At 62.9% G+C, this 25,171-nt stretch carries 23 protein-coding genes and 4 pseudogenes; 17 read left to right on the top strand and 10 right to left on the bottom strand.

The genetic code is table 11. From position 1 onward, the window contains the following. The first annotated feature begins 92 nt into the window (after nt 1–92). From V1292_RS29390 to V1292_RS29375, 4 genes and pseudogenes are all read left to right on the top strand, one after another. A complete protein-coding gene (locus tag V1292_RS29390; RefSeq protein ID WP_334376054.1) occupies nt 93–545 on the top strand; it encodes a GNAT family N-acetyltransferase in 453 nt (150 codons plus the stop codon). A 199-nt stretch (nt 546–744) separates the two neighbouring features. Further along, nucleotides 745–1,023 carry a rhodanese-like domain-containing protein gene (locus tag V1292_RS29385; RefSeq protein WP_051379298.1) on the top strand — a complete coding sequence of 93 codons (279 nt, stop codon included), beginning with the start codon at nt 745–747 and terminating at the stop codon, nt 1,021–1,023. 7 nt (nt 1,024–1,030) lie between these two features. Beyond that, on the top strand, nt 1,031–2,203 hold the full coding sequence (locus V1292_RS29380; RefSeq protein WP_334376053.1) for an aminotransferase: 1,173 nt from the start codon (nt 1,031–1,033) through the stop codon (nt 2,201–2,203). 3 nt (nt 2,204–2,206) lie between these two features. Beyond that, a pseudogene (locus tag V1292_RS29375) lies at nt 2,207–3,314 on the top strand (polyamine ABC transporter substrate-binding protein). A 447-nt stretch (nt 3,315–3,761) separates the two neighbouring features. Here V1292_RS29375 and V1292_RS29370 read toward each other — a convergent pair. The 6 genes from V1292_RS29370 to V1292_RS29345 all read right to left on the bottom strand — a co-directional run bounded on the left by V1292_RS29370 (nt 3,762) and on the right by V1292_RS29345 (nt 10,272). Next, nucleotides 3,762–4,697 carry a lipid A biosynthesis lauroyl acyltransferase gene (locus V1292_RS29370; RefSeq protein WP_334376052.1) on the bottom strand — a complete coding sequence of 312 codons (936 nt, stop codon included), beginning with the start codon at nt 4,695–4,697 and terminating at the stop codon, nt 3,762–3,764. A 15-nt stretch (nt 4,698–4,712) separates the two neighbouring features. Further along, nucleotides 4,713–5,990: a beta-ketoacyl-ACP synthase gene (locus V1292_RS29365; RefSeq protein ID WP_065745234.1), complete on the bottom strand. Its 1,278-nt coding sequence runs from the start codon at nt 5,988–5,990 to the stop codon at nt 4,713–4,715. An 88-nt stretch (nt 5,991–6,078) separates the two neighbouring features. Beyond that, nucleotides 6,079–7,278, bottom strand: a complete 1,200-nt coding sequence (locus V1292_RS29360) for a beta-ketoacyl-ACP synthase (RefSeq protein ID WP_334376051.1) — start codon at nt 7,276–7,278, stop codon at nt 6,079–6,081. Continuing rightward, complete coding sequence (locus tag V1292_RS29355) at nt 7,271–7,744, bottom strand: 3-hydroxyacyl-ACP dehydratase FabZ family protein (RefSeq protein WP_334376050.1); 474 nt, start codon at nt 7,742–7,744, stop codon at nt 7,271–7,273. The genes V1292_RS29360 and V1292_RS29355 overlap by 8 nt, the downstream gene beginning before the upstream one ends. 9 nt (nt 7,745–7,753) lie before the next feature. Then, nucleotides 7,754–8,047 (bottom strand): acyl carrier protein, encoded by a 294-nt coding sequence (locus V1292_RS29350; protein ID WP_028346689.1) that lies wholly within the window; start codon nt 8,045–8,047, stop codon nt 7,754–7,756. A 299-nt stretch (nt 8,048–8,346) separates the two neighbouring features. Continuing rightward, nucleotides 8,347–10,272 carry an FAD-binding monooxygenase gene (locus V1292_RS29345; protein ID WP_334376049.1) on the bottom strand — a complete coding sequence of 642 codons (1,926 nt, stop codon included), beginning with the start codon at nt 10,270–10,272 and terminating at the stop codon, nt 8,347–8,349. A 191-nt stretch (nt 10,273–10,463) separates the two neighbouring features. On the opposite strand from V1292_RS29345, the gene V1292_RS29340 reads away from it, so the two are divergent. The 3 genes and pseudogenes from V1292_RS29340 to V1292_RS29330 all read left to right on the top strand — a co-directional run. Further along, nucleotides 10,464–10,931, top strand: coding sequence for a MarR family winged helix-turn-helix transcriptional regulator (locus V1292_RS29340; protein ID WP_334376048.1), 468 nt, complete (start codon nt 10,464–10,466; stop codon nt 10,929–10,931). Nucleotides 10,932–11,141: 210 nt separating this feature from the next. Beyond that, nucleotides 11,142–11,264, top strand: a pseudogene (locus tag V1292_RS29335) (glyoxalase superfamily protein); the annotation flags it as partial. Between the two features lie 93 nt (nt 11,265–11,357). Next, a pseudogene (locus tag V1292_RS29330) lies at nt 11,358–11,471 on the top strand (ClpX C4-type zinc finger protein); the annotation flags it as partial. 424 nt (nt 11,472–11,895) lie between these two features. Here V1292_RS29330 and V1292_RS29325 read toward each other — a convergent pair. The 4 genes from V1292_RS29325 to V1292_RS29310 all read right to left on the bottom strand — a co-directional run bounded on the left by V1292_RS29325 (nt 11,896) and on the right by V1292_RS29310 (nt 16,764). Next, nucleotides 11,896–12,936 carry an alpha/beta hydrolase gene (locus V1292_RS29325; RefSeq protein WP_334376047.1) on the bottom strand — a complete coding sequence of 347 codons (1,041 nt, stop codon included), beginning with the start codon at nt 12,934–12,936 and terminating at the stop codon, nt 11,896–11,898. Between the two features lie 901 nt (nt 12,937–13,837). Beyond that, nucleotides 13,838–14,176 carry a hypothetical protein gene (locus V1292_RS29320; RefSeq protein WP_334376046.1) on the bottom strand — a complete coding sequence of 113 codons (339 nt, stop codon included), beginning with the start codon at nt 14,174–14,176 and terminating at the stop codon, nt 13,838–13,840. A 129-nt stretch (nt 14,177–14,305) separates the two neighbouring features. Continuing rightward, nucleotides 14,306–14,890 (bottom strand): peroxidase-related enzyme, encoded by a 585-nt coding sequence (locus V1292_RS29315; RefSeq protein WP_334376045.1) that lies wholly within the window; start codon nt 14,888–14,890, stop codon nt 14,306–14,308. 110 nt (nt 14,891–15,000) lie between these two features. Further along, on the bottom strand, nt 15,001–16,764 hold the full coding sequence (locus V1292_RS29310) for an ATP-binding protein (protein ID WP_334376044.1): 1,764 nt from the start codon (nt 16,762–16,764) through the stop codon (nt 15,001–15,003). Between the two features lie 491 nt (nt 16,765–17,255). Here V1292_RS29310 and V1292_RS29305 point away from each other — a divergent pair. The 10 genes and pseudogenes from V1292_RS29305 to V1292_RS29260 form a co-directional block, all read left to right on the top strand. Next, nucleotides 17,256–17,456 (top strand): annotated as a pseudogene (locus V1292_RS29305) (diguanylate cyclase domain-containing protein); the annotation flags it as partial. Nucleotides 17,457–17,616: 160 nt separating this feature from the next. Continuing rightward, on the top strand, nt 17,617–18,876 hold the full coding sequence (locus V1292_RS29300) for an MFS transporter (RefSeq protein ID WP_334376043.1): 1,260 nt from the start codon (nt 17,617–17,619) through the stop codon (nt 18,874–18,876). Between the two features lie 140 nt (nt 18,877–19,016). Continuing rightward, the gene (locus tag V1292_RS29295; protein ID WP_334376042.1) at nt 19,017–19,742 is read left to right on the top strand and encodes a TetR/AcrR family transcriptional regulator; all 726 of its coding nucleotides are present in this window, start codon (nt 19,017–19,019) and stop codon (nt 19,740–19,742) included. 34 nt (nt 19,743–19,776) lie between these two features. After that, nucleotides 19,777–20,646, top strand: a complete 870-nt coding sequence (locus V1292_RS29290; RefSeq protein WP_334376041.1) for an amidohydrolase family protein — start codon at nt 19,777–19,779, stop codon at nt 20,644–20,646. A 13-nt stretch (nt 20,647–20,659) separates the two neighbouring features. Then, on the top strand, nt 20,660–21,664 hold the full coding sequence (locus V1292_RS29285; RefSeq protein WP_334376040.1) for a Bug family tripartite tricarboxylate transporter substrate binding protein: 1,005 nt from the start codon (nt 20,660–20,662) through the stop codon (nt 21,662–21,664). Nucleotides 21,665–21,719: 55 nt separating this feature from the next. Beyond that, nucleotides 21,720–22,445 carry a PIG-L deacetylase family protein gene (locus V1292_RS29280; protein ID WP_334376039.1) on the top strand — a complete coding sequence of 242 codons (726 nt, stop codon included), beginning with the start codon at nt 21,720–21,722 and terminating at the stop codon, nt 22,443–22,445. Next, nucleotides 22,442–23,128, top strand: a complete 687-nt coding sequence (locus V1292_RS29275; RefSeq protein ID WP_334376038.1) for a 4-carboxy-4-hydroxy-2-oxoadipate aldolase/oxaloacetate decarboxylase — start codon at nt 22,442–22,444, stop codon at nt 23,126–23,128. Before V1292_RS29280 ends, V1292_RS29275 begins: the two co-directional genes overlap by 4 nt. Nucleotide 23,129: 1 nt before the next feature. Beyond that, entirely contained in the window at nt 23,130–23,543 is a 414-nt protein-coding gene (locus V1292_RS29270; protein ID WP_334376037.1) for a hypothetical protein, read from the top strand. Between the two features lie 74 nt (nt 23,544–23,617). Then, entirely contained in the window at nt 23,618–23,983 is a 366-nt protein-coding gene (locus V1292_RS29265) for a hypothetical protein (protein ID WP_334376036.1), read from the top strand. 172 nt (nt 23,984–24,155) lie between these two features. Beyond that, nucleotides 24,156–25,106, top strand: coding sequence for a catechol 2,3-dioxygenase (locus V1292_RS29260; protein WP_334376035.1), 951 nt, complete (start codon nt 24,156–24,158; stop codon nt 25,104–25,106). The last annotated feature ends 65 nt before the right edge of the window (nt 25,107–25,171 follow it).

The following is a 25,171-nucleotide window of genomic DNA, read 5'->3' as shown; positions in this document are numbered from 1 at the left end:
TCAGACGTCGGCGTACGCGGCCATCAAGTCCACTCATCTCTCGATAGCTGATATTGTCGCGCTGGTTCGGCAGTTCGCTTAACTCGAGGCAGATGACGATGGAGACCGTTTACCGTCGGGCGACGCGCACGGACGCAAGCGATCTCCACGACATTCGACGGCGATCCATCCTTGAACTCGCGCCTCCAACGATGCCCGTTGCCGAAGCGCAGGCGTGGGCTGTGCAGCTCACGCGCGCCGGAATGGAGCAAAAGCTGCGTGAGCTGGAAGTCTGGGTGGCCGAACTGGACGGCATCGTAGCCGGGTGGGGGGCCATTCGCGGCGACTGGCTGGAGGGCCTGTATGCCGACCCGGAATTTGCCGGCCGGGGTGTCGGCGCGGGGTTACTGGAGATGTTCGAGCGGCTGATGTGCGAGCGAGGCATCCGGGCGGTGCGGGCCGAAGCCAGTTCGAATGCGATGGCATTCTACCTTCGTCGAGGTTACCGGGCGAATGGTCCTCAGTCGCCGAATGGGGCTTGGCCCATTGCGAAGCAGCTTCTATAGCCGCCTTTCGGCGAAGCTGAGGCCGGAGGTTCGAACGGCGCTTTAAACCGTTCGCGGCGCTTGATTTTCACCGCGCGAGGGGCGACTTTGGCGCCCGCTTGGCCGGGCCTGTCGGAGCCCGCGCGGCGGGTTGTCAGGAGGATATTGCGTGGCGGACCATCAGGTGCACGATTTGACGCCGGAAGACGTTTCCAAGGGGATGGCGGAGGGACGCTATCTTCTGGTCGATGTCCGCGAGCCCAATGAGGTGGCGGTGGAGGCCTATCCGGATGGGGTGGTGGTTCCGCTCCAAAGCTTCGACCCGGCGGCCATTCCGGAACCGCAGGGAAAGCAGGTGGTTTTCGCCTGCCGCTCGGGCAAGCGCTCGGTGACGGCCTCACTCGCGGCGCAGGCGGCGGGGCTGCCTTACGACAAGCATCTGGCAGGGGGCATCATCGGCTGGAAGGCCGCGGGATTGCCGACCAAAACCGGCGGCTGATCTGCCAATGACCTCCATGAACAAGGTCTTTGCCGACCTTCCCGTCACCGTGTTCGAGGCGATGTCGCAGGCCGCCCGCGACAACAACGCCATCAATCTCGGCCAGGGCTTTCCCGACGATCCCGGACCGGAGGACATCCGCCGCGCGGCGGCCGACGCGACCTTGAACGGATATAACCAGTACCCGTCGATGATGGGCATTCCGGAACTCCGGCAGGCGATCGCCGCTCATTACGGCCGCTGGCACAAGCTCTCGCTTGATCCGATGACGGAAGTGATGGTGACCTCGGGCGGCACCGAGGCGCTGACCGCGTCCATTCTTGCCGTGGTCGAACCCGGCGATGAGGTCGTCGTGTTCCAGCCGGTCTATGACAGCTATTTGCCGATTATCCGCCAGGCCGGCGGCATTCCGCGCCTGTTGCGGCTGGAGCCGCCGGGCTGGCGACTGACGGAGGAGATGCTGGCCAGCGTCTTCAATCCCAAGACCAAGGCGGTGCTGTTCAACAATCCGCTCAATCCGGCAGCCGTCGTCTATCCCCGCGAAGACCTCGAACTGCTGGCGCGCTTCTGCCAGAAGTTCGACACCATTGCGATTTGCGACGAGGTCTGGGAGCACGTCATCTTCGACGGCCGCGAGCATATTCCGCTGATCACGATCCCGGGCATGCGCGACCGCACCATCAAGGTCGGCAGCGCCGGCAAGATTTTTTCGCTGACGGGATGGAAGGTCGGCTTCGTCTGCGCTGCGCCGCCGCTGTTGCGGGTGGCGGCCAAGGTGCACCAGTTCCTGACCTTCACCACTGCGCCGAACCTGCAGGCGGCGGTGGCCTATGGCCTCGGCAAATCAGACGAATATTTTTACGACATGCGCAAGGAACTGGCGCGGAGCCGGGACCGGTTAACGAAGGGACTAGAGAGCATCGGCTTTCCCGTGCTGAAGTCGCAGGGCACGTATTTTCTCACCGTCGACCTGTCGCCGCTTGGGCTGAATGAGACCGACGTCGAGTTCTGCAAGCGCATTGTGAGCGACTACAAGGTCGCCGCGATCCCGGTGTCGGCTTTCTATGAACAGGACGCGGTGACGTCGGTGGTGCGGTTCTGTTTTTCCAAGAAGGACGAAACACTGGATACCGCGCTGGAACGCCTGTCGGACGCAGTTCACGGCCGCCGCAGGAGGTAGAGCATGCGCGATCAGATTAGAAGTTCGCTGCGCCTGATCGGCGCGATGGCTGTGGCGCTGTCGCTCTCGCCCGCCTGGGCGCAGGAGCGCACGGTGAACTTCTACAATTGGTCGAACTATATGGCGCCGGGGGTGCTGGAGGATTTCACCAAGGAAACCGGCATCAAGGTGGTCTACGACACGTTCGACGCCAACGAGACGCTGGAGACGCGCCTCCTGGCCGGAAAGTCCGGCTACGACGTCGTGGTGCCGACCGGCTATTTCCTGCAGCGCCAGATCACCGCAAAAGTCTTCCTCAAGCTCGACAAGTCGAAGCTGCCCAATCTCGCCAACGCCTGGCCTGTCGTGACCAGCCAGCTTGCGACCTATGATCCCGACAACAATTACGCCGCTAACTACATGTGGGGCACCACGGGGATCGGCTACAACGTCAAGACGGCGGCGAGGATTCTCGGGCCCGACGCCAAGATCGACAGTTGGGATATCGTCTTCAAGCCGGAGAACCTCGCAAAATTCAAAGACTGCGGCATCCATATGCTTGATTCCGCCGACGACATTCTGCCGGCGGCACTGAGTTATCTCGGCATCGATCCGAACTCCACCAAGCAGGCCGATCTGGAAAAGGCCGCCGATCTCGTCAGCAAGATCAGGCCCAACGTTCGCAAGTTTCACTCTTCCGAATATCTGGGCGCGCTCGCCTCGGGCGGAGATCTGCTTCGTGGTGGGCTGGTCGGGCGACATCATGCAGGCGCGCAGCCGCGCGGCGGAAGCAAAAAACGGCGTCGAGATCGGCTACACCATCCCGAAAGAGGGTGCGCAGATGTTCTTCGACAATCTCGCGATTCCCGCGGATGCGAAGAACGTCGCGGAAGCCTACGAGCTGATCAACTATCTCTACCGCCCCGAGGTCGCGGCGAAGAATTCCGATTTCCTGTCCTACGCCAACGGCAATCTCGCGAGCCAGAAGCTGATCGATCCGAAGATTTTGAACGACCGCAACATCTATCCGGACGAAGCGACGCAGAAAAAGCTGTTCGTCATCAAGGCGCGCGATCCCGCGACGCAACGCGTGATCAACCGGCTGTGGACACGGGTGAAGACGGGGAGATGATGGGTAGGGGCGCGGACGTTGCCGCACCCGTCATTGCGAGCGAAGCGAAGCAATCCATAGCGCCGCAAGCGCAGAGATGGATTGCTTCGTCGCTTCGCTTCTCGCAATGACGAACCAGTATGCAGGTGTCGTAATATTCCGGATGCTATGGCCTTGTCCGCACTCCGTCGCCAACAAACACCTATTGCCGAAACCCGAGGCAGAATCTATAGCTCGCTTCCGGGAGCATCACATGACCAACATTCTCACCTTCTTCTCAACGCGCACGCTGCTGCAGATCATCGTCGTCCTGGCATCGACGGTTGCGATGAAGGCGTGGAGCCTCGGCCTGTTCGGCGGGTAGGCCACGCCGTGCCCCGGATGAGCGAAGCGATATCCGGGGGCGGTGTTGCAAAAGTCCCGGATGTCGCTGCGCTCATCCGGGCTACGCCAACTACATAAACGATTCTACCGCCACCGCCGGTGCAGCCACAGCCACTGGTCCGGATATTCCCGCACCCAGCCTTCGACCACGGATGTCACCGCCTGCATCGTGCCCTGGATGTCGATTTGCCCGGAGGCGTCGCGCACCGGCTTGACCTCTTCGGACAGCTCGGCGCGGAAGCGGTGGTTGGGCAGGCGGATGATGCGCACGCCGTGCACGGGGCATTCGACCTGCCGCAGCAGCCGCGCCAGCGTTGGGTTGGCCTTGGTCTTGCGGCCGAAGAACGTCACCTCGACGCCGTTGCCCAGGTACTGATCGACCAGCATCGCGACGTGCTGGCCCCGCTGCAGGGCCTCCGCCAATTTGAGCGGCGCCTCTCGGCCGGCCGGCACCAGCGTGCCCATCTTGACGGCGCGGATTTTTTCGATGGCGCGGTCGGCGGCCTCGATGTTCGGCCGGCGGAACAGGATCGCGCAATCGAGCCCGTGCGCGACGGCGCCGAGCGCGGGGATCTCCCAATTGCCGAGATGGCTCGCGAAGATGATCGCAGGCCTCCCGTCGTCGCGCAAAGAATCGAAGATTTCCTTGGTCCGCGGCGGGAACTCGATGCGGCTCGGCTTGTCCGGATGATCGAGGTCGTAATCCCAGATGTGATCGAGATGGGCGAACTCGGCGCCGATGCGGCCGAGATTGTCCCACACGCCGGCCAAAATGGTTTCGATCTCTTCGGCCGATTTCTCGGGGAAGGCGGCCTTGAGATTCTCGCGGCCGATGCGGTCCTCGCGCAGCCTGCGGCCGATGAAGCGAGTGACCCGGCCGAAGAAATCGGCGGTCTTGTCCGGATCGAAATAGCGCGTGGTGCGCAACAGCGCGATCGTCAGCGCGCCGACAGCGGCTTCAGCCACCGGCTTGGCGGCGTCGCGCAGGCGCGCCTTGGTGCGTAGGAGCAGACGGTTCATTTTTGCGAAGCTGGCTTATACCGGTTCGCGCGTCAGGATCAGCGAGGCGTTCTGCCCGCCGAAACCGAACGAGTTCGACATCACGGCGGTGACCTTGGCGTCGCGCGCCTTGTTGCCGACCACGTCGAACAGGATGGCCGGATCCGGAATCTCGTAATTGATGGTCGGCGGAATTCGCTGATGCTCCAGCGTCAGCAGCGAGAACACGGCTTCCACCGCGCCGGCGGCGGAAATCGTATGCCCGACCATCGACTTGTTCGAGGACACCGGAATCTTCGGCAAATGCTCGCCGAACACGACCGCGGTCGTGTTGTACTCCATCTTGTCGTTTTCCGGCGTCGCGGTGCCGTGCGCGTTGATGTGATCGATCTGCTCCGGCTCGAGGCCGGCATCGGCCAGTGTCTTGCGCATGCAGCCGATGATCGGCTTGCCGTCCGGGCTGGAGCGGGTGCGATGGAACGAGTCGGTCAATTCACCGCAGCCGGCCACCACGCCGAGAATTTTCGCGCCGCGCGCGATTGCGGATTCGTAGCTCTCCAGCACCATCGCGCCGGCGCCTTCGGCCATGACAAAGCCGTCGCGGTTCTTGGAAAACGGCCTTGAGGCGGCCTGCGGCGGATCGTTCTGCGTCGATAGCGCCGACAACAGCGAGAATCGCACCATCGCTTCCGGGTTCACCGAGCCGTCGGTGCCGACGCACAGCGCGGCATCGGCTTCGCCGCGGCGGATCGCCTCGACGCCGAGCTGGATCGCGGTGGCACCGGAGGCGCAGGCGGTGGAGAGCGAGATCGGCGATCCCTTGGTGCCGAACGTTTCGGCCAGGTGGCTCGCTATCGAACCGAACATGAAGCGGCGATGGTAGGCCGTGAACCGGCCGCCGCCGCTGACGCGCAGCATATCCTCGTAGCCGAATTCGGTCCTGCCGACGGCGCGTCCGAGCTCGAGCCGCTGCGGCCATTCGACCTCGACCGGCGCAACTGCCAGAAACAGCGGTCCGGGAAAGTCGGCCTTGGCGCCGATCGCCGCCTGTTCGAGCGCTTCCCCGGTCGCCATCTCGGCGAGACGTTCGCTGAGGCCGGTCGACGAGAACGGATCGACGGTGACGAAATCGACGGTGCCGGCCATGGTCGTTTTCAGGCCGTCGATCGGAAAGCGCGTCACGGTACGGATGCCGGATTCACCCGCGGTCAGCTTTGCCCAATTGTCCTGCTTGCCGGCGCCGAGCGACGTCACCACGCCCATGCCGGTGACGACGACGATCGGCCTGCCGAGTTTATCGCGTGGTGCTGACATGGTTCCCCCGATGTTGCGCCGTAACTGAAAGCGCGCTCGCGCTCATTGTTTGCTCTGGCGGTGCCGAAAGCGGTCTTTCGGCCACGCTCTACTTGATGGCCTCGACCAGGGCCATGCCTTCGCCCTGCCAGTGACCGGCCCCCACCACGACAATCTGGTCCGGGCTGCCTGGCTTTTCAACCTCGAGGCCGGTCGGGTCGTTGGGCGGGAACAGCGCGCCACGGGAGATCGAGAGTGCGGCAAGCGCCAGCCCCAGCGGAAACTGCGTCTCCAGCGTGTGACCGAAGATCGTGCCGGTGGCGCGCACCGCAAAGCCGGGATGCTGGCGCAAAAAGGCCTTCTCGTCCGACGTCACCGGCTCGACGCCGGTTGCGCCCGTGATCAGGGTGCCGCTGTCGCCGACGCCGAGCTTCGGCCACAGCGCCTCCAGCGATTTGGTCACCGCGCCCGGCTGCTTGCGCTGCGCAAGGTCGGCAACGACCTTGGTCAGTTTGGCGTAAGGCTTGGCGCCGCGGGCTTCGGCGTGCTCGCGGGCTTCCAGCACCAGGAAACAGCCGGCGGAGCCGAGCGCGAAGCCGCCTCTCTCCTCGCGTTGCCACACCGGCGAAAACTTTTCGGTCAGGTTGAAATCGCCGAATTCATAGAGCACCAGGAGGTCGGACCGTTCGCCATTATGGGCCGCGCCGACCAGCGCGATGTCGCTTTGGCCGGCTTCGATCCGCGCCAGCGCAATCCGCGCCGCGTCGATGCTGGCGGCTTCCTCGCCCATGAAGGTGCGCGACGTGCCGCAGACGCCATGCACGATGGCGATGTTGCCGGCAAGCAGGTTGGAGAGCTGGGCCAGGAACAGCGTCGGCCGCAGATCGTTCATCAGCCGTTCGTTGAGAAAGCCGGGGCTGGAATTGCCCTTGGCGTCGGCGCACAGGATTGCCGCATCGACTGCGATGTCGCGCTCGCCGCCGCCGGCGGCGACGATCATGTCCATGCGGCCGAGGATTTCCTTGTTGCCTTTGACGCCGGCCGAATCCAGCGCCAGCCCCGCGGCATAGGTGCCGATGCGCTGCCACGCCTCCATCTGGCGTTGGTCGCCCTTTTTCGGGATCTGCGCGTCGAAGCTAACAGGCGCCAGCGGATGCACGATGTAGGGCGCGAACCGCTTGTCGTCGATGTTGATCTTGCCGGCGTTCAGCGCATCCCAATGCGCGTCGAGCCCCTCGCCAAGCGAGGAGACGATGCCGATGCCGGTGATCCAGACTTCCTTGGCGCCCGCGGATTTTGGCTCAGTCATGCGTTATCGCCTGCAGTGGGAAGCCGATCTTGTTGGCCATCGCGTCCATATGCACGCGTAAGGCCGGGTCGGGGAAGGGGGCAAGGCCGAAGGTTAGTTCGGCGCTGCACTTCAACTCCTTGCCGATGCGTATTTTTGCCTTCGTGACGGCAAAGCCGGAGCCTTCGTGCTCGAGCTTCGCATCGATCGTCAGCAACTGACCGGGACTGACGTAACCCCGCATCTTGGCTTCTTTCACGATGGCCAGGAACGGCATGCGCTGGAACTTCAGGACGCCGAGTATCAGCCAGCCGGAGCTCTGCGCCATCGCTTCGGTCAGCAAAACTCCGGGCATGATCGGGAAACCAGGGAAATGCCCTTCGAAGATGGTGTGCGCGGCCGGCACCTGCGCCTCGACCGTGATCCTCTTCTCGTCGAGGTTCAGGTCGACGACGCGGTCGATCAGCTTAAAGTAATCAAGGTCCATGGCGGGCGATTAGGCGCCCGGCGCTGCATTCTTGGCAGCGACCAGTTCGTCGATGCGATCGGCGAGATTTTGCAGCACGAAATACTGCTCGGTCGTGGCCTTGCCGTCGTTGACCTCCTGGGTCCATTTTTCGAGCGGCATCTTGATCCCGAACGCCTTGTCGATGGCAAAGGCGATGTCGAGGAAGTCCAGGCTGTCGATGCCCAGATCGTCGATGGCGTGGCTCTCCGGCTTGATCGTGTCGCGCGGAATGTCGCAGGTCTCCGCGATAATGTTGGCGATCTGATCGAATGTGGAAGACATCATTAAGCCTTTGATATACTGGAGAAAATCCGGAACGGCTTGGAGGAGGCGGGTGCACGGCCCCGGAAGGCCCATTCCCTCGGCCGGAGTCGAGTGCCCGTATATCGGAGCAGGGCGCTGAGTTCAATGGAGGGAGGCGGTCCGGGCGCAGAGGGATTTGGGGGCAAAGATGGGCGGATTTTGGTTCCGGGGAGTCGCCTAAGAAATCACCGTCTCTCACTCAGCAAGCGTTGCCCGGGCGAGCGAAGCGACCCCAGGAGAGTGTCCCCGCATATCGCCGCCGCTCATGCGGGCTACGTTTACTCCGCCCGCAGCATGAATCCGTCGAAATATGCCGCAAGCTCGGCATGGCCGTCGAGCGGGAGGATATCCGCGACATACTGGTCCGGGCGCACCACGACCATGCAGCCGCTGTCCCGATCGATGCCGCGCATCGAAAAGATGTCGTGGCCGCTCCTGAGATCAGGGCAGAACATTTTTTCGTAGTCGATGAGCCCGTAGCGTCCTTTGCGTGGGAGAAGGAGCGGGGGCATCGTCTCGATGGCGAGCTCGGTGTGGGCCTGCTGGAATATGGCGCGGACGTCGATTACGGAATCGATATCTGCGCCCGCAGGCGTGTGCCTCCTGACGGGAGATCTGGGGTTTTCGTTCAGGAAAACGCACAGCGAGCGGAGAGCGGCGTTGGCGGCGGCGGGATCGCCCGCGCCGGCAAAGATGAAGAGCCGGAAGCGGCCGTCTGCCTTGGCGACGTGGCCCAGATGAACCGGCCTGGCGTCCGCGAGGCCCACGACCGGCGCGGAGTGAAAGCGCGTGCCGATCACGAAGCCTTTTGCAAGATGCTGATGGTTTGGTTCGGCGGTGATGATGGACGGGCCGTAGTGGGTCGCCGTTCCCGCGGTATAGCGGCCGTGCCGGACGAAATAGTCCTGGGTTTTCGCAGCATCCGCGCCCTTGTTGTCGCCCTTGGCGGAAGCGAGGATCGTGGCCCATTCGCGGTCAAAGTCGATCAACTCCTTCGCGACCGCCTGCCGTTCCGCCGAATAGCTGTGCAAGAGATGCGGCGCGCTGCGCTGGCGCAGAACGGAGGCGAGCTTCCATCCGAGATTGAAGGCGTCCTGCATCGAGACGTTCATGCCCTGGCCGGCTTTCGGGCTGTGGGTGTGGCAGGCGTCGCCGGCAATGAACACGCGGGGCAGGCGGGTTGCAACTTCTTCTTCCGGCACGTCGTCGAACTTGTCGGTCAGCCGCTGGCCGATCTCATAAACCGACCACCAGGCGATCTCCTTCACGTCGAGCGCATAGGGATTGAGAATCCGCCGCGCCTTCGCGATCAGATCATCCGACGTGATGTTGCGGCTGGCGACCCGTTCGCCGGCGTCAAGATTGGCGAGTTCGACATAGAGCCGGACGAGATAACCGCCTTCGCGCGGGATGACGATGATGCTGCCGTCGCGGGCTGATTGGATCAGCACCTTGAAGCGGATGTCGGGGAAGTCGGTGACGGCAAGGACGTCCATCACGCCCCAGGCGTGGTTGGCGGAATCGCCGCGCAGCTCGCGCCCGATCGACTGGCGCACCGTGCTGCGCGCGCCGTCACATCCCACGACATAGCGCGCCTTGACGGTCTCGATCTCGCCCGCGTGCCCGGCATCGAGCCGCTCCAGGGTCACGGTCACCGCGTGGTCTTCGAAGCGCGCTGAAGGAGCGATCTGGAGGTCGCGCAGGCGCCGCGCATAATATGGCTCGAGTTTTGCTGGCGATTTGCGCATGACGTCGAGATAGCAATCATGCACGCGCGCCTGGTTGAGAATGACATGCGGCATTTCCGATAGCCCATCCTCGACGTCCTGAACCCGGCCGCTGCGGACGATATTTTCGGGCTTGCGATCGTCCGGCTTCCAGAACGTCGTTTCGGTGATCCAGCAGGCTTCTTTCAGCACGCGCTCGCTGAAACCAAAGGCGTGGAACATCTCCATGGTGCGGCAGGCGACGCCGTCGGCCTGGCCGCGCAAGAGGCGACTCGGCTTCTGCTCGACGATGCAGGTCTTGATGTCGGCAAACGCCGCAAGCTGCGCCGCCAGCGTCAAGCCCGCCGGTCCGCAGCCGACGATCAGGACGTCGACTTCCGCCGGAACCGGTCCGGATGTGCCGGAGGGTAGCACCCGCTCGACGGGATCGGCGATTTCCGGGTCGCCCGGCTCGAAGCCATTGAGATGAAACTGCATCCTGCTCCTCCCGTCCGTAGCCCCAACGTGACTTTGACCGATTGGTTGCCGTTCATCGGTGGCGTGGGGCGCCGGACTACCGGGCAGCCGGGTCAATACGGCGACCAGCACGCTTCGATATTGCTCAGCATGCTGATTATCAGTATGCTTGTCAATTCCAGACCTGCTTGCAACCCGGCTGTGAGGGATCGGTGAGAGACAACAGTGAGATGCCCGGCCATCTGGCGCGCCGCTTCCAGCAGATTGCGGTGGCCGTGTTCCTCGCTGAGGTCGAGGAGGCGGGCTTCGACCTCACGCCCGTTCAATACGCAGCGCTCGCGGCCATCAAGATGAATCCCGGGATCGATCAGGTGACGCTGGCCGGCCTGATCGCCTATGACCGAACCACGATCACCGGCGTGGTCGATCGTCTCGTGCAGAAGGGCTTGCTGGTGCGTCACCCAAGCCCCCGCGACCGCCGCGCCCGCGAGCTGCAGATCACGGAAGGCGGAAAGCGAACGCTGCGCGGAATTACGCCGGCCGTCGAGGCCGCCCAGCGCCTCATGCTGCGCGGCCTCTCCGACAAGGAGGGCGCGGAGCTGATGCGGCTGTTGCGCAAGGCGATCGCCGCCGGCAACGAACTGAGCCGCGCGCCGCTACGGGAGGCGGAGCTGCGGTGAGAAAGTGCGGGCCGATGAAGGACGATGAGGCGCGTTGATCGTCGGGTTGACAATGACCGCGGCCCAGCCAACTATAATGACCGGTTGATACACCAGCCGCCTGCGCCCCTCTGGGATGGTGAACGTATCTGATATCTCGGCCCTCGCTATTGGCGAACGGGTCGGCAAGGCAGGCACCGATCTCCTCCGTTCGTCGATACGGGTGCTCTCATGCGCGATTTCCGCGATGCGAAAGCCATGGCGCGTTCCCTGCGCGATGCCTTAACTGCCAAAGCTGTGCAAACCACGCACAGCGAGTCTTTGGAGCTGATCGCGAAAGCGTTCGGCTACGACAACTGGAATATTCTGTCCGCGAAGATCGATGCAGCCCGGCCACAATCCGGCTCGGCGAACGGCTCGCAGAATCCGGCTTCACAAGACAAACCCCTCTATTGCTCGTTCTGCGGCAAGAGCCAGCACGAGGTGCAAAAGCTGGTCGCCGGGCCCTTCGTGTTCATCTGCGACGAATGCATCGACCTCTGTACTGACATCGTTGACGAGAGCCTGCTTCGGTTGATCGAAGGGGACGAGGAGGGCGCCCGCGCCATGTCCACCGACAGGCTACTATACTACGTGGGCCACGCCGAAAGGGGAGCGCAGCGTAATCGGCTCGCACTGCAGCGTATCGAGAGCGTTCTCGCAGTTCGAGAGAACCCGTCGGCGGAGGATGGTGACATGTCGCTGTCGCCCAGCTTCGCCCAGTTGAAGAACAAGACGACGGACGAGTTGCGGTCCATGCAGGAGAATTCGCAAGCTCAACTGAAGCGCTACGAGCAGGCGCTGCGAACAGCGACGGTCATCGTGAAAGAGCGCACCCAGTAGCGTGCTCGCAATGGCGGAAGCAAGCGTAGCCCGGATGAGCGAAGCGACATCCGGGTCTTCGGTTATCCCGCATGTCGCTTTCGCTCATGCGGGCTACCAGGGCTCACGACTTCTTCGCCTCATCGAGAAACGCCTGCACCGCCTCGAACAGCTTCAGCCGATTGCGCTCCATGATGATGGTGTGCGTGCCCTCCGCCAGCGCCACGTAGCGTTTGCCCGGGGAGTTCACCAGCAGCGGAAACAGCGTCTGCGCCATGTAAGGCGGCGTGTCGCGGTCCCATTCGGCGCCGACCAATAGCGTTGGCACCGTGATCTTGGCGGGATCGTAGTACGGTTTGCCGGCACCGAAGAATTCGCCGCCGTCCTGCACGACGCCGTTGGGGGCGCGAACGACCGGCGGATTCATCTGCGCGCCGACTGGATCGGTTGCGAATGTCGCGTCGGCCCAGGCATCGAACCAGCCGGCGGGAATGAGGCTGGCCTTCTTGTCCTCGGGCACGCCGGTGTACCAGCGCTCCTTCGCCTGATCGCGGTTGACCATTCGGTACGCGCCGAGCTTGCCGGAGCCGGCCTGAACGAGCGAGGGCGTTTGTCGGATCCAGGACGGCGCGTAGAGCACGAGACGTTCGACCTTCGAAGCGTTCTGCGTGGTGTAGGTCGCCATCAGCGTCGTGCCCCACGACCAGCCGAGCAGGTTGAGGCGCGGAATGTTGCGGCGCTGCAGGATGAAGTCGACAGCGGTGCCGATATCCCTGACAGCGGTCTGGCCGGTCACGATGGGCGGATTGGCTTCGGGCTTGTCGGCCATCTCGGGAGGACGTGTCGACTTGCCGTAGCCTCGCAGATCCAGAAGCCACACGTCGTAGCCGCGCGCGGCGATGTATTCCATCCAGGACAGGCCATCCAGCCTGAGGTCGAACGCCGTCTCCGAAGGATAGGTCGCGCCGTGAACGTAAAGCACGGTCTGCTCCGGGTGGAAGGTAGTCATATCCGCCGGCCGCTTGTTGCGGACGTAAATCTCGATGCCGGGATCTGAAGTCTTGACCATCATCTCTTCGGTCACCAGAGCCCTCGTCTGTGCCAGCGCCGGAATCGAAAGGAGCATCGCGAGAACAAGGCTTGTGACAGCGATTGAAAGTCTCAATGGTGCCTCCCTCGTATTCTTCGTCTTGTTTGTGATTTTGACGTAGCAGGATGTTGTGCACCCTACACTTTATTCCCGTTCGGTGCGACGGCGAACGGGTGCGCCGCAAACTGATTTGCTCTTTTGCGCAAGCGCAATCTTAGGAAGTACCCTGTGACATATCAACCCGTGGCAAATCACTTCTGATTTTCAGAAATCATGTCAAGGTCGGGAATCAAAAATATTCCGCTTCTCCGCAGACCCAAATCAGCCGTACAAGTTTCGCCGTCCCGTCCCGACAAGAGGGGCGTTGGCCATCGTCACGAACGTGGGGCGGGATGCGGTGGACGCGGCAGCGTCAGGCGCGAGAGGTTGTTCGCTGGGCGGCATCGAGCCGTGAGCGAACACGGCGCGCAGGACGTACGGCGCTGAAGCGTACGGCAAAACCGTGTGGTCCTGACACCCGTGGCTGGTGCCAAGCTGCCGGTGGCGCATTCGAACCGACCGGATCGAATGAGCCATCAAGCCGGCAGCGATGGAGGCAAGAGGAATTCGTCTCCAGGGAGAGCACGGCATAAGCCGTCAATCCATTGCGCAGGGAATGCCGGCGTGCCCCGGCTGTACCTGTATGCTCGTGTGCGCTTTGCTTTGCGCATACTGCACACGAGACCGCGGGTGCAGCAAGCACCCGGCATTCCCTGCTCCCTCTCGTTGGGAGAAGAGTCGTGCAAGCCTCGGGCGCAATGCGTCGCGAGAACGCGAAATCGCATCCACCGTCATTGCGAGCGAAGCGAAGCAATCCATCTATCCCCGAGCCGAAATGTGGATTGCTTCGCTGCGCTCGCAATGACGTGGGTAGGCCGCGGCGTAATGGATATCCTGGATGCCGGACGCATGACGGCTGTGAACATCGAACAGGAGGCTACCCCTGCGGCGCCACCGAAATCCTTGCGCAGTCGCGGCGGCCCATCAGGACGCAATCCTGGGTCTTGCGGAGATCGGCGATGCTTACCGCAAGCCAGATGCCGATCGCGGTCAGGGCGACGGTGAAGGCGAGCGCTGCGATGTTGGCGAGCATGCGGTGACGGAAGTCGTCGCCCTCGTCGCGCGACCGTTCGTAGCGGGACAGATCGTTCGCGGTTTGCGGCCCCTTGACCTGGCTAGGTTCTTCCCGCCCGCCCGGTGGGTGGGCCGAGGTACGCGGCCGGAACTTGAGCACCACGTGCTCATCGTCCGTGGTAATGGGCCGCTGGGTTTTCACTGCGCTCGTCCGACGAAAAATCCTGCTGTCTTTTTAGCACGGCGGCAGCGCTTCCAACATGAAATCTTGCAAACCGCAGGACAGCCATCCATCTCCGCAACGTCTGATGGAACCGTAACGACGCCGGGCTCAGCCCTGCTTCGGCAGCCGCCCCATCATATAGAACTCGTCGTTCGGGCGCATCGCGGTGACGTTGGCCAGCCGGTTCGACAGCGCGAAGAAGGCCGAAATGGCCGCGATGTCCCAGATGTCGTCCTCGGAAAAACCGTGGCTGGCGACCTCGGCAAAATCGGCCTCGGAGACCTCGTTCGCCGCCCGGCTCACCTTCATGGCGAAGTCGAGCATGGCGCGCTGCCGCAGCGTGATGTCGGCCTTCCGATAGTTGACCGCGATCTGGTCAGCGATCACGGGGTTTTTCGCCCGGACGCGCAGGATCGCGCCGTGGGCAATCACGCAGTAATGGCATTGGTTGGCGGCCGACGTCGCCACCACGATCATCTCGCGCTCGGCCTTGGTCAGCCCGCCGTCTTTCTCCATCAACGCGTCGTGATAGGCAAAGAAGGCGCGAAATTCGTCGGGCCGGTAGGCCAGCGTCAGGAACACGTTCGGCACGAAGCCGGACTTCTCCTGCACTGCGAGAATTCGCGTGCGGATGTCCTCCGGAAGCTTGTCGATGGCGGGCGGCTGAAATCGTTTGGCGGCAGGCTTGGACATAAAAGGGTTCCGGCTAAGGCCGCGGGATGCGGCGTTGCCGGAACCATATCGCGTTTTCGGGGGCAGTGGACACCGCCCCGCGCGGAGCAATCGCGCGAAACTGTTATGTCTCAGCGCAGCGGCTTTTTCAGCAGCGAGAAGCGGTCGGGATCGAGCCCCATCGAGGGCTGCAGCATCGGCGCTTCGACCGGCGTCATGACGCGGGCGGCAGGGCGATCGTTGATCGAGGGATCGTTCGGCACGTCCCGGTGCGAGGTGGCGCCGCGCCAGCGATCCAGCACGGCCGAGACGAAATGCATGTCATGGCCGGCGGAAACCGACGGCACGGTCGCGATGGTCGCCTCGCTGCGCGGCAATTGATGCACCGGAACCTCCTTGAAGCGCAGCCGCGTCGGCAGCGCCACGCCTTCGCCGAAGGCCAGCACCTCGCGGGTGCCGAGCGAGGGCACGAACGACAGCAAGTTGGCTGCGGCGTCCGAGACCGCCGAGCGCAGCAGCGCCTGGTCGCGGTCGTTGGCAAGGCGCATCGCAAACAGCGTGTTGCACTGGGAAATGATGGTGGCGTCGAGTTCGGCCGGACGCTGGGTGACGAGGCCGAGATAGACGCCGTATTTGCGCCCCTCCTTGGCGATGCGCGACACCGCCTTGCGCGTCGGCCCGAAGCCGATGTTGCGGTCGGCCGAGGCGTAACGGTGCGCCTCTTCGCAGACGAACAGCAGCGGCGACACGCCGTCGCTCCACAGGCCGAAATCGAAAGCCATGCGGCACAGCACCGACACCACGGAATCGACAACTTCGGCGGGGAAGCCGGCGAGCTGCATGATGGTCATCGGCCGGCCGTTGGCAGGCAGCCGGAACAGATGGCTGATGACTTCCGCCATGGTGTCGCCGCCGACATTGGCGTTGTCAAACATGAAGGCGTAGCGCGGATCGTTGCGCACGGTCTCGATGCGCGAAATCAGCTTGTGATAGATGATGCGCGAGGAGCGGTTCTCCAGCTTGCCCATCCGCTCGTCGATCAGCGAGATCAGGTCGACGAGGCGATACGGCACCGGCGTATCGACGGTGTAGACGCCCGACTTGGGATCCATGCGCTTGAGCCCGAGCCGATCGGAGTTCTGATACTGGGTATAGATGCCCTTCGCCATCGGAATGACTTCGGCGAGGACGTCGAGCTCTTCCGGCACGCCCGGGCGGCCGCCGAACAGCACGTCGACGATCTCTTCGAAATTGAACAGCCAGAACGGCAGTTTCAAATTGCGCGGGTTCATTACGACCGCGCGATCGCCGAAGCAGCGGCCATATTCGTTGTGCACGTCGAGCAGGAAAACCCGCAGGTTCGGCCGCGCCTTCAGAATCTCGTTGAGCAGCAGCGACACGCTGGTCGATTTGCCGACGCCGGTGGAGCCGAGGACCGCGAAGTGCTTGGAGAGCATTTCCTCGACGTCGACATAGGCGATCACCGAGCGGTCCTGCTGCAGGGTGCCGACATTGATCTGGTCCGACCCGCTCGGTGCATAGACGGTGCGAAGGTCCTGGGCGGTGACGATGTCGACGGCGTCGCCGATCGTCGGATAATTGGTGACGCCGCGTTGGAATTTCGGGCGGTCGCCGCCGAAAATTTCGCCGAGCAGGTCGACCGATGCGGTCGCGATGTATTCATCAGAACTTGGCTGATTCTCGCACGACACCTCGGTAAGCATGGCGATGATGGTGGTGGATGTCGCACAGCGAATACTGATGAAGCGGCCGACGGTGGCGCGCACTTCGGAAAGGGGCATCTGGCCTGTCGCCAGAAGTCCGACCCGGGCGAGGGAGCCGCGCACGGAAATCACACGTCCGAAGGATGTCACGGTGTTGAACCTGGATCTCATGAATTGGGGTCTGGCCTGCATTATGGGCGGCCCCGACTAGCGAAACGGTTAAACCGGCGTGGTTCCGTATCAGCTAAATCAGCGGCATCCCGGTCAGGATCCGTATTTGCAGCGGAGTCCGATCTCACGCTCCGATTGCGAGTTAGGCTTGGAAAATCAGGGTTTTCTCGCATTTGTTGGGTCGCGCGAGCTCTGCTGCGAATTAATCTTTCGTTTACCATTTCGAAGGAGAGGACCAGCCAAGGGTCACCTCTCGATAACCTGTTAGTGGCGATGGTGATTGGAGCCAGCCCGTGTATCGACGTAACCGATTGCTAACCGCAAGTTGTAACGCGCCTTCCATTGTCCTTCGTACCAATATCGCTGGGCGGGAAAACGGGATTCCGGCTTGCGTCTGCATGACCGATCGCCAACCGCCCGCGGATTGGCGATTTCGCGCGGAGAAGCATCTCGGGTGAGCATCGAAAGCGACCAGAAATTGCCTGGCGGGGCTGGAACATTCGCTTGCAGCGATCCGGCCGGGCGAGCAATTGGCGGTGCTCTATATCGACATCGACGAGTTCAAGAGCGTCAACGACGCGCTCGGCCATCCGATCGGCGATGAATTGCTCAAAGGCGTCGCCGATCGCCTGCGCGGTTGCTTGAGGGAAACCGACGTGGCGGCCCGGCTTGGCGGCGATGAGTTTGCCGTCAGCCCCGCGATATCGGCCGCGGAGGTGAGACGGCTGTTGCTAACGCATACCGGCAGAGCGATGTCTGCTGCTTGAAACGCTGGGCACAGCTTGCTATCGACGGAGAACGAAAAACAAGAAGCAGGGCAGGGTGGACCGCGATGACTCGCGACAACGCATCTTGAGCGAGCCCGCGCGATCTTCCGCGCTCGCACCATTCCGCGTCAGGAACTACCGTTTTCAGTGGCCGGCCGATCTGCTCACCTCCTGGGCGTTCGAGATGGAGTTGATTATTCTCGGCTGGTACGTGCTGGTCGAGACCGGCTCGGTCCTGCTGCTCACCGTGTTCGCCTCGCTCGGCTATGTCGGTACGCTGGTTGCGCCGATATTCGGCGTCGTCGGCGACCGGATCGGTCACCGCGATCTCTTAGGCATGATGCGCGCGACCTACGCGGTGCTGGCCGCGGTGCTGATGGCGTTGGCGCTGTCCGGCCACCTCGCGCCGCTTTATGTCTTCATCGTCGCCGCCGTCATGGGCATCGTCCGCCCATCGGACCTTGGCGTGCGTGGCGCGTTGGTTGCGACCATCATGCCGCATGGCCAATTGATCGGGGCGATCAGTATCTCGCGCACCACGATGGATACCGCGCGCATCGCCGGCGCGCTGAGCGGTGCCGGCTTGTTTGCCGCGCTCGGCATGGGCCCGGCCTATGTGGCGATCGTTTGTCTCTATCTCACCGCAACCGCGCTGACACTGTGCATCGTGGCGCCGGCAAAGCCGCAACTCGCGGGCGAGGCTGCCAGCGAGGCGTTGCAGCGCTCGCCGCTGCGCGATCTCAAGGAGGGGGTCGCCTATGTCTGGACCACGCCGCGGATGCAGGCCGCGCTCTGGGTGGCATTTCTGGCCAATTTGACGGCCTATCCGCTCTCCAACGGCCTGCTGCCCTATATCGCCAAGGCGATCTACGGCACCAACCAGACCGGGCTTGGCTATCTGTCGGCGAGCTTTGCGATCGGCTCGCTGGCCGGTTCGATCGTGTTGAGCCTGATCCGCGATATCCGGGTGGCGCGGCTGATGATCGGCGCGACCGTCGTCTGGTACGCGACCCTGCTGGTGTTTGTGCAGATGCAGACGGTGCCGACCGCGATCGTGTGCCTGGTGGTGGCGGGCTTTTCGCAAAGCCTCGCCATGATCTCGATCGCCGTCATCCTGATGCGGACCGCGAGCGAGAATTTCCGCGGCCGGGTGATGGGCGTACGCATGATGGTGATCTACGGCCTGCCGATCGGCCTGTTGGCCGCCGGCAGCCTGATCGACGAGATCGGATTTGCCGCGACCGGCACAGTCTATGCGGCGGCCGGTCTCGCGCTGATGCTGGCGATCGTGCTGCACTGGCGCGCCGATCTCTGGCACGTGCATGCACCGGCGAATGCGCGATGATCTGACCGCGCAACGCCGGCTCGACGATCTCACTGCACCTTCGGTCTATCGCGGTGGTTTGCTCGCCCACCTAGGCGTTTGTTGACTAGACCTGATATTTTGTACAAATGTACAAAACTCGAGAGCAGAAAGCAAATGCCATGACGCGAAACCCCAACATGCGGGAAGCCATCCTGAGCGCGGCGGAGCTGTTGTTCTCGACGCGCGGTTTCAATGCCGTGTCGATCCGCGACATTGCGCTGGAGGCGGGCGCCAATCCCGGCAGCATCACCTATCACTTCAAGAGCAAGGACGGGCTGCTGCTCGAAATCTACAAGCGCCATTGCGGCCCCATGAACAAGCGCCGCATCGAACTGCTGGTGGCGGCAAGGCGCGTGCGCGACATTCAGGACCGGCTGGAAGCGATCGTGCGCGCCTATGTGCAGCCGGCGTTTTCGTCGAGCAGCGATCTTGCCGGTGGCGGGGCACGATTCACGCGGCTGCGCGCGGTGATGTCGGCCGAAGGCAACGCGGTGGTAGGGCGCATCATCGCGGAGATCTTCGACGACACCACCAACGCATTCATCGATGCCATCGCGGAAAGCCTGCCGCATCTGCCGCGCACGACGATCGTCTGGCGGTCGCAGTTCCTGCTCGGCGCGCTCTATTACACCCTCGTCAATCCGGAGCGGGTGACGCGGCTGTCCCGCGGCGAAGCCGACGGCGCCGATATGGCGGAAGCGATCGAGCAAATCGTCTCGGCGACCGTCGCCTCACTGCAGGCATCCGACATCAATTACATCGACGGCGCGTCACGCCGGACCAAGTCAATACAACCGTACGCGGTGGGTACCGCTCGAAAGCGGAAGGAAAATTCACCCGACTAAGTACCTGCCCGAACCGAGCACTGCAGAAGGCATCATGAACAAGCCCACAATTCCCGGACCCGATCCCAACACGCGAACGCCAAAATTCAAGCTTCCGGCGCTGGCGTGTGACGCGCACACCCATATCTTCGGCCCCGGCGACAAATACCCTTACGCGCCCGGACGGCCCTATACGCCGCCGGACGCGCCGCTCGAGGATTTCCGGGCGCTGCACAGGAAGCTCGGGATCGGCCGCGCCGTCATCGTCAATGCCAGCGTGCACGGCACAGACAATCGCGTGGCGCTCGACGCCATTGCCGTCAGCAACGGGACCTTTCGCGCTGTCGCCAATATCGACGATACCATCACCGAGCGCGGCCTTCGCGAGCTGCACGAGGGAGGTTTCCGCGGCTGCCGCTTCAACTTCGTGCGCCATCTCGGCGGGGTGCCCGACATGGCGGCGTTCCACCGTATCGTCGCGATGGTCGCGCCGCTCGGCTGGCACATCGACCTGCATTTCGACGCGATCGACTTGCCCGAATATGCCGAGATGCTGGCAAAATTGCCGGTGCGTTACACCATCGATCACATGGGGCGCGTCAAGGCATCCGACGGTCTCGACCAGCTTCCGTTCCGGACGCTAATCGACCTGATGAAGCGTGACGAGAAATGCTGGGTGAAGGTGTGCGGTTGCGAGCGGGTGTCCTCCGGCGGGCCGCCATTTCACGACGCGGTGCCGTTCGCGCGCCGCATCGTCGAGACGGCGCCGGACCGCGTGATCTGGGGAACCGACTGGCCGCATCCCAATGTGAAGGTGATGCCCAACGATGGCGATCTGGTCGATCTCATTCCGCTGTTTGCACCGGAACCGGAACTGCAGCAGAAGATTCTGGTCGATAATCCGGCGCGGCTGTTCGAGTTTTGAAGGAGCGCGTGCGATGGCGAACAAACGAAAGCAGCATAGCCTGAGTCGACGCCGCGCGTTGATCGCCGGCATGGCCGCACTGGCGGCAGCGCTGTTGCTGCCGCAAATCGCCCACGCGCAAAGCTATCCGAACCGACCGGTCCGGCTGATCCTGCCGTTCGGCGCGGGCGGCGTCGCCGACGTCACGGCGCGGCTCGTTACCGAAAAACTCGGCGAGAAGCTCGGCCAGCGCTTCGTCATCGAGAACATGCCGGGCGCCGGAGGCATCAATGCGGCACGCGCTGTGCTGTCCGCGCCCGCGGACGGCCATACGCTGGCGCTGTTCAGCAACGGCACCGCGATTTCCGTATCGCTGTTCAAGAACCTGACGTTCAACCCGGTGACCGATTTCGTGCCGGTTTCGAGCATGGGCTATTTCGACTTCATCTTCGTCACCCAGGCTGGCTCGCCGTATCCGACGCTGGCTGACTTCATCAAGGCAGTGAAGCAAAAGCCCGGCGCGCTCAATGTCGGCACCATCAATGTCGGATCGACCCAGAACCTCGCCGCGCAATTGTTCAAATCGACCGCCGGCGTCGATGTTACGATCGTGCCGTTCCGCAGTTCGCCCGAGGTGCTGATCGCGCTGTTGCGTGGCGATATCCAGATGGCGATCGAAAACTACAGCGCGGTGCGATCGCATATTGCCGACAAGGCGGCGATTGCCGTGTCGTCTTCAGGGCCCTTGCGCACCACGTTCCTGCCTGACGTGCCGACGGTGAAGGAAGCCGGCGGCGGGGATTTCGAGGCGCGGTCCTGGAACGCGATCTTTGCGCCGAAGGGCACGCCGCCGGAGGTGATCAGGACGCTCAACGCCGCGCTGCGCGAAGTGCTCGAAATGCCCGACTTGAAGAAGCGCGCGCTCGATCTCGGCATCGAGGCCAAGGCCAGCTCGCCCGAGGAAATCCAGGAACGGCTCAAGGCCGATATCGACAAGTGGGCTGATGTGATCGAGCGGGCAGGAATTGCCAAACAGTAGTCATGCTGCCGGTGCGGCCGGCAACGTGCAACAATCGAAGGAGGAAATCCCGATCATGAGCAATGCTGGAAAAACGGGCCTTGTCGTTACGGCGCATCCCGGCGATTTCGTCTGGCGCGCGGGCGGCGCGATCGCGCTGCACGCCAAGAAGGGCTATCGCATCAAGATTGCCTGCCTCTCGTTCGGCGAGCGCGGCGAAAGCCAGTTCGCCTGGAAAGAATCCGGCGCGACGATGGAGAAGGTGAAGGCCGGAAGGCGCGACGAGGCGCAGCGCGCAGCGGAGATGCTGGGCGCGGAAATCGAGTTCTTCGACGCGGGAGATTATCCGCTGCGGCTGACGGAGGCGCATTTCGACCGCATGGTCGATATCTACCGCGAGCTCAATCCGTCCTTCGTGCTCACCCATGCGCTGGAGGATCCCTACAACTTTGATCATCCGAACGCGGCGCACTTCGCGCAGGAAACCCGCGTGGTCGCGCAGGCGATGGGCCACAAACCCGGCGCGAAATACACCTATGCGGCGCCGCCGGTGTTCCTGTTCGAGCCGCATCAGCCGGAGATGTGCAATTTCAAGCCGCAGGTGATCCTCAACATCGACGAGGTCTGGGATATCAAGCGCAAGACATTCGAAATTCTCGCGGCCCAGAAGCATCTTTGGGCCTATTACGAGCGGGTCGCGCTGCAGCGGGGCGTGCAGGGTGGCCGCAACACCGGCAAGCCAATGACGTATGGCGAGGCCTATCAGCGGTTGTTCCCGATGGCGATGGAGGAACTGGCATGAAGACGGTCGTCGTCCGCAATATCAAGCGCACAGAGCCCGAGCTCGTGAAACGGCTCGGCGCGCTCGGCGTTGCCACCGCGCATGAGGCCTATGGCCGTTTCGGCCTGATGAAGCCCTATCTGCGCCCGGTCTGGAGCGGGGCTGAGACATCAGGCACCGCCGTGCTGGCGCAGCCCGGCGACAACTGGATGATCCATGTTGCGGTCGAGCAGTGCCGGCCCGGCGATATTCTGGTGGTCGGCTGCACGACGGATAATACCGACGGCATGTTCGGCGATCTGCTGGCGACCTCATTGATGGCGCGCGGCGTAAGAGGCCTCGTCATCGATGCCGGCGTTCGCGACGCCAAATCGCTTCGCGAAATGGGTTTCCCGGTGTGGTCGAAGGCGATCTCGGCCAAGGGGACCGTGAAGGCGACGCTCGGCGCCGTCAACGTTCCCGTGGTTTGCGCCGGTATCAATGTGAAGCCGGGCGATGTGGTTGTTGCCGATGACGATGGCGTCGTGGTGATCGGACGCAAGGACGCCGCCGATGTCGTCGCCAAGGGCGAGAAGCGCGTCGCCGACGAAGACGGCAAGCGCAAGCAACTCGCCGCGGGCGTGCTCGGGCTTGATATGTACAAGATGCGCGAGCCGCTGGCGAAGGCGGGGCTGATCTATGTCGACGAGCTGGAGGAGGACTGAGGTGTCGATGCACCTGCGCACCTTGCTTGGCGACCATCCCGGCACGACCGCGCTCAAGAATGGATCGATCAGATCGGATCTGGTCGAGTTCGATTTCGCGCCGTATTCGCCGACCAACAAGGGTTTTAAGCCGATGGTCCGCGAGGGGGCGTTCGACGTCTCGGAGATGGCGATCGTCACTTATCTAATGGCAAAATCGTTCGGCAAGCCGATGGTGCTGCTGCCCGATGTCGTATTGGCCCGCTTTCAGCATGGGCATGCGCTTTACAATGCAAAGGCGCGGGCAAGATTACGCCACGCGACCTCAAGGGCAAGCGCGTTGGTATTCGTTCCTTCACCACGACGACCGGCGCATGGCTACGCGGCATCCTTGCCAATGACTATGGCGTCGATCTCGATTCGATCGAGTGGGTGACGTTCGAGGAGGCCCATGTCGCCGAATTCGTCGATACGACCAGACGGGCGCCTGCGGGCAAGCAGATTGTCCAGATGCTGATCGACGGCGAACTCGATGCGGTGCTCGGCGAAAAATCGGATCATCCGGATTTGAAGCCGCTGTTTGCCGATGCCGCTGCTGAAGAGAAGGCTTGGTTTGGGAAGCACGGGGTGGTGCCGATCAATCATATGGTGGTGGTGAGCCGGAGATTGTCGGAGGAACATCCGGATGCTGTGCGGGAGGTGCATCGGCTGCTTGCCGAGTCCGCGACCGCTTCGCCAGCAGCGCCGCGCTTCAGCCGGGACGAGATGCAGCGTTCGCTGCAACTGATTATCGATTACTCCGCGCAGCAAAAACTCATTCCGGGTGCGCTAGCGGTGGAGGAGTTGTTCGACGATGTAACGCGGGCGCTCTGGTAGCCACCCGCACAGCTGTCATCATCCGCGAAGGCGGATGATCCAGTACGCCGCGTCGCTTCGGATTTGTTCGCGACAGCACGGCGTACTGGATACCGCGCTGGAGCCTGTCATCGGGCTCGCCGAAGGCGAGACCCGGTGGCGGGGTATAACGAACTCGATCAGGAGAACCGACATGACCCCCGAGCCGATCTTCGATCTCGCCCATCTCGGCCACATGGAATTGCTGACGCCGAAGCCGGACGAGAGCCTGAAATTCTTCGTCGACGTCATGGGCATGACGATCAGCGGCCGGAAGGGCGAGTCGGTCTACCTGCGCGGCTGGGACGATTACGAGCGGTATTCGCTGAAGCTGACGGCCTCGAAAACTGCCGGAATGGAGCACATGGCGTTGCGCGCGCGCAGCCCGCAGGCGCTGGAGCGTCGCGTCGCCGCGCTGAAAGGCTCTGGCTTCGACATCGGCTGGATCAATGGCGATATGGGACAGGGGCCGACGTTCCGCTGTCGCGATCCCGACGGCCATATCGTCGAGCTCTACTACGAAACCGAATGGTATCAGGCGCCGCCCGAACTCAAGCCGGCGTTGAAGAACCAGGCGCAACGCTTTCCGGCGCGCGGCGTCAATGTTCGCCGGCTCGATCACCTCAATTGCCTCGCCGTCGACATCAAGGCGAACCGGCTCTTCTTCGAAAACTATCTGGGCTTGCGCACCACCGAACAGATCGTGCTGAACGACGGAACGGAAGCCGCGATGTGGATGACGATGTCGAACAAGAGCTACGACTTCGCCTATACCCGCGACCACTACGGCAAGGCCGGCCGCTTCCACCACGTCACTTACGCGCTCGACAGCCGCGAGGAGATTTTGCGCGCCGCCGATATCTTTCTCGAGAACGGCGTGCACATCGAGACCGGTCCGCACAAGCACGCGATCCAGCAGACCTTCTTTCTCTACGTCTACGAGCCCGGCGGCAACCGCGTCGAAGTCGCCAATGCCGGGGCCCGGCTCATTCTCGCGCCCGACTGGAAGCCGATCGTCTGGACCGAGGAGGAACGCAAGAAGGGGCAGGCCTGGGGGCTGAAGACGATCGAGTCGTTTCACACCCACGGCACGCCGCCGGTGTGAGGCGACGTTTGCCCGCCCTCGGTCAGCGGACGTCTAAAGAATGGGGAAGATGACCGGCCTTGCGC

It is taken from the genome of Bradyrhizobium sp. AZCC 1719 (assembly GCF_036924525.1).
Classification (GTDB): Bacteria; Pseudomonadota; Alphaproteobacteria; order Rhizobiales; family Xanthobacteraceae; genus Bradyrhizobium.
Note: the sequence above shows the minus strand (reverse complement) of the source record. Positions and strands in the feature narration are given on the sequence as shown.

Coding starts and splice junctions, on each gene's coding strand:
- V1292_RS29390 (WP_334376054.1), top strand. CDS start 93: ATGACGATGGAGACCGTTTACCGTCGGGCGACGCGCACGGACGCAAGC.
- V1292_RS29385 (WP_051379298.1), top strand. CDS start 745: ATGGCGGAGGGACGCTATCTTCTGGTCGATGTCCGCGAGCCCAATGAG.
- V1292_RS29380 (WP_334376053.1), top strand. CDS start 1,031: ATGACCTCCATGAACAAGGTCTTTGCCGACCTTCCCGTCACCGTGTTC.
- V1292_RS29370 (WP_334376052.1), bottom strand. CDS start 4,697: ATGAACCGTCTGCTCCTACGCACCAAGGCGCGCCTGCGCGACGCCGCC.
- V1292_RS29365 (WP_065745234.1), bottom strand. CDS start 5,990: ATGTCAGCACCACGCGATAAACTCGGCAGGCCGATCGTCGTCGTCACC.
- V1292_RS29360 (WP_334376051.1), bottom strand. CDS start 7,278: ATGACTGAGCCAAAATCCGCGGGCGCCAAGGAAGTCTGGATCACCGGC.
- V1292_RS29355 (WP_334376050.1), bottom strand. CDS start 7,744: ATGGACCTTGATTACTTTAAGCTGATCGACCGCGTCGTCGACCTGAAC.
- V1292_RS29350 (WP_028346689.1), bottom strand. CDS start 8,047: ATGTCTTCCACATTCGATCAGATCGCCAACATTATCGCGGAGACCTGC.
- V1292_RS29345 (WP_334376049.1), bottom strand. CDS start 10,272: ATGCAGTTTCATCTCAATGGCTTCGAGCCGGGCGACCCGGAAATCGCC.
- V1292_RS29315 (WP_334376045.1), bottom strand. CDS start 14,890: ATGTCCAAGCCTGCCGCCAAACGATTTCAGCCGCCCGCCATCGACAAG.
- V1292_RS29310 (WP_334376044.1), bottom strand. CDS start 16,764: ATGAGATCCAGGTTCAACACCGTGACATCCTTCGGACGTGTGATTTCC.
- V1292_RS29295 (WP_334376042.1), top strand. CDS start 19,017: ATGACGCGAAACCCCAACATGCGGGAAGCCATCCTGAGCGCGGCGGAG.
- V1292_RS29290 (WP_334376041.1), top strand. CDS start 19,777: ATGAACAAGCCCACAATTCCCGGACCCGATCCCAACACGCGAACGCCA.
- V1292_RS29285 (WP_334376040.1), top strand. CDS start 20,660: ATGGCGAACAAACGAAAGCAGCATAGCCTGAGTCGACGCCGCGCGTTG.
- V1292_RS29280 (WP_334376039.1), top strand. CDS start 21,720: ATGAGCAATGCTGGAAAAACGGGCCTTGTCGTTACGGCGCATCCCGGC.
- V1292_RS29275 (WP_334376038.1), top strand. CDS start 22,442: ATGAAGACGGTCGTCGTCCGCAATATCAAGCGCACAGAGCCCGAGCTC.
- V1292_RS29265 (WP_334376036.1), top strand. CDS start 23,618: ATGCTGATCGACGGCGAACTCGATGCGGTGCTCGGCGAAAAATCGGAT.
- V1292_RS29260 (WP_334376035.1), top strand. CDS start 24,156: ATGACCCCCGAGCCGATCTTCGATCTCGCCCATCTCGGCCACATGGAA.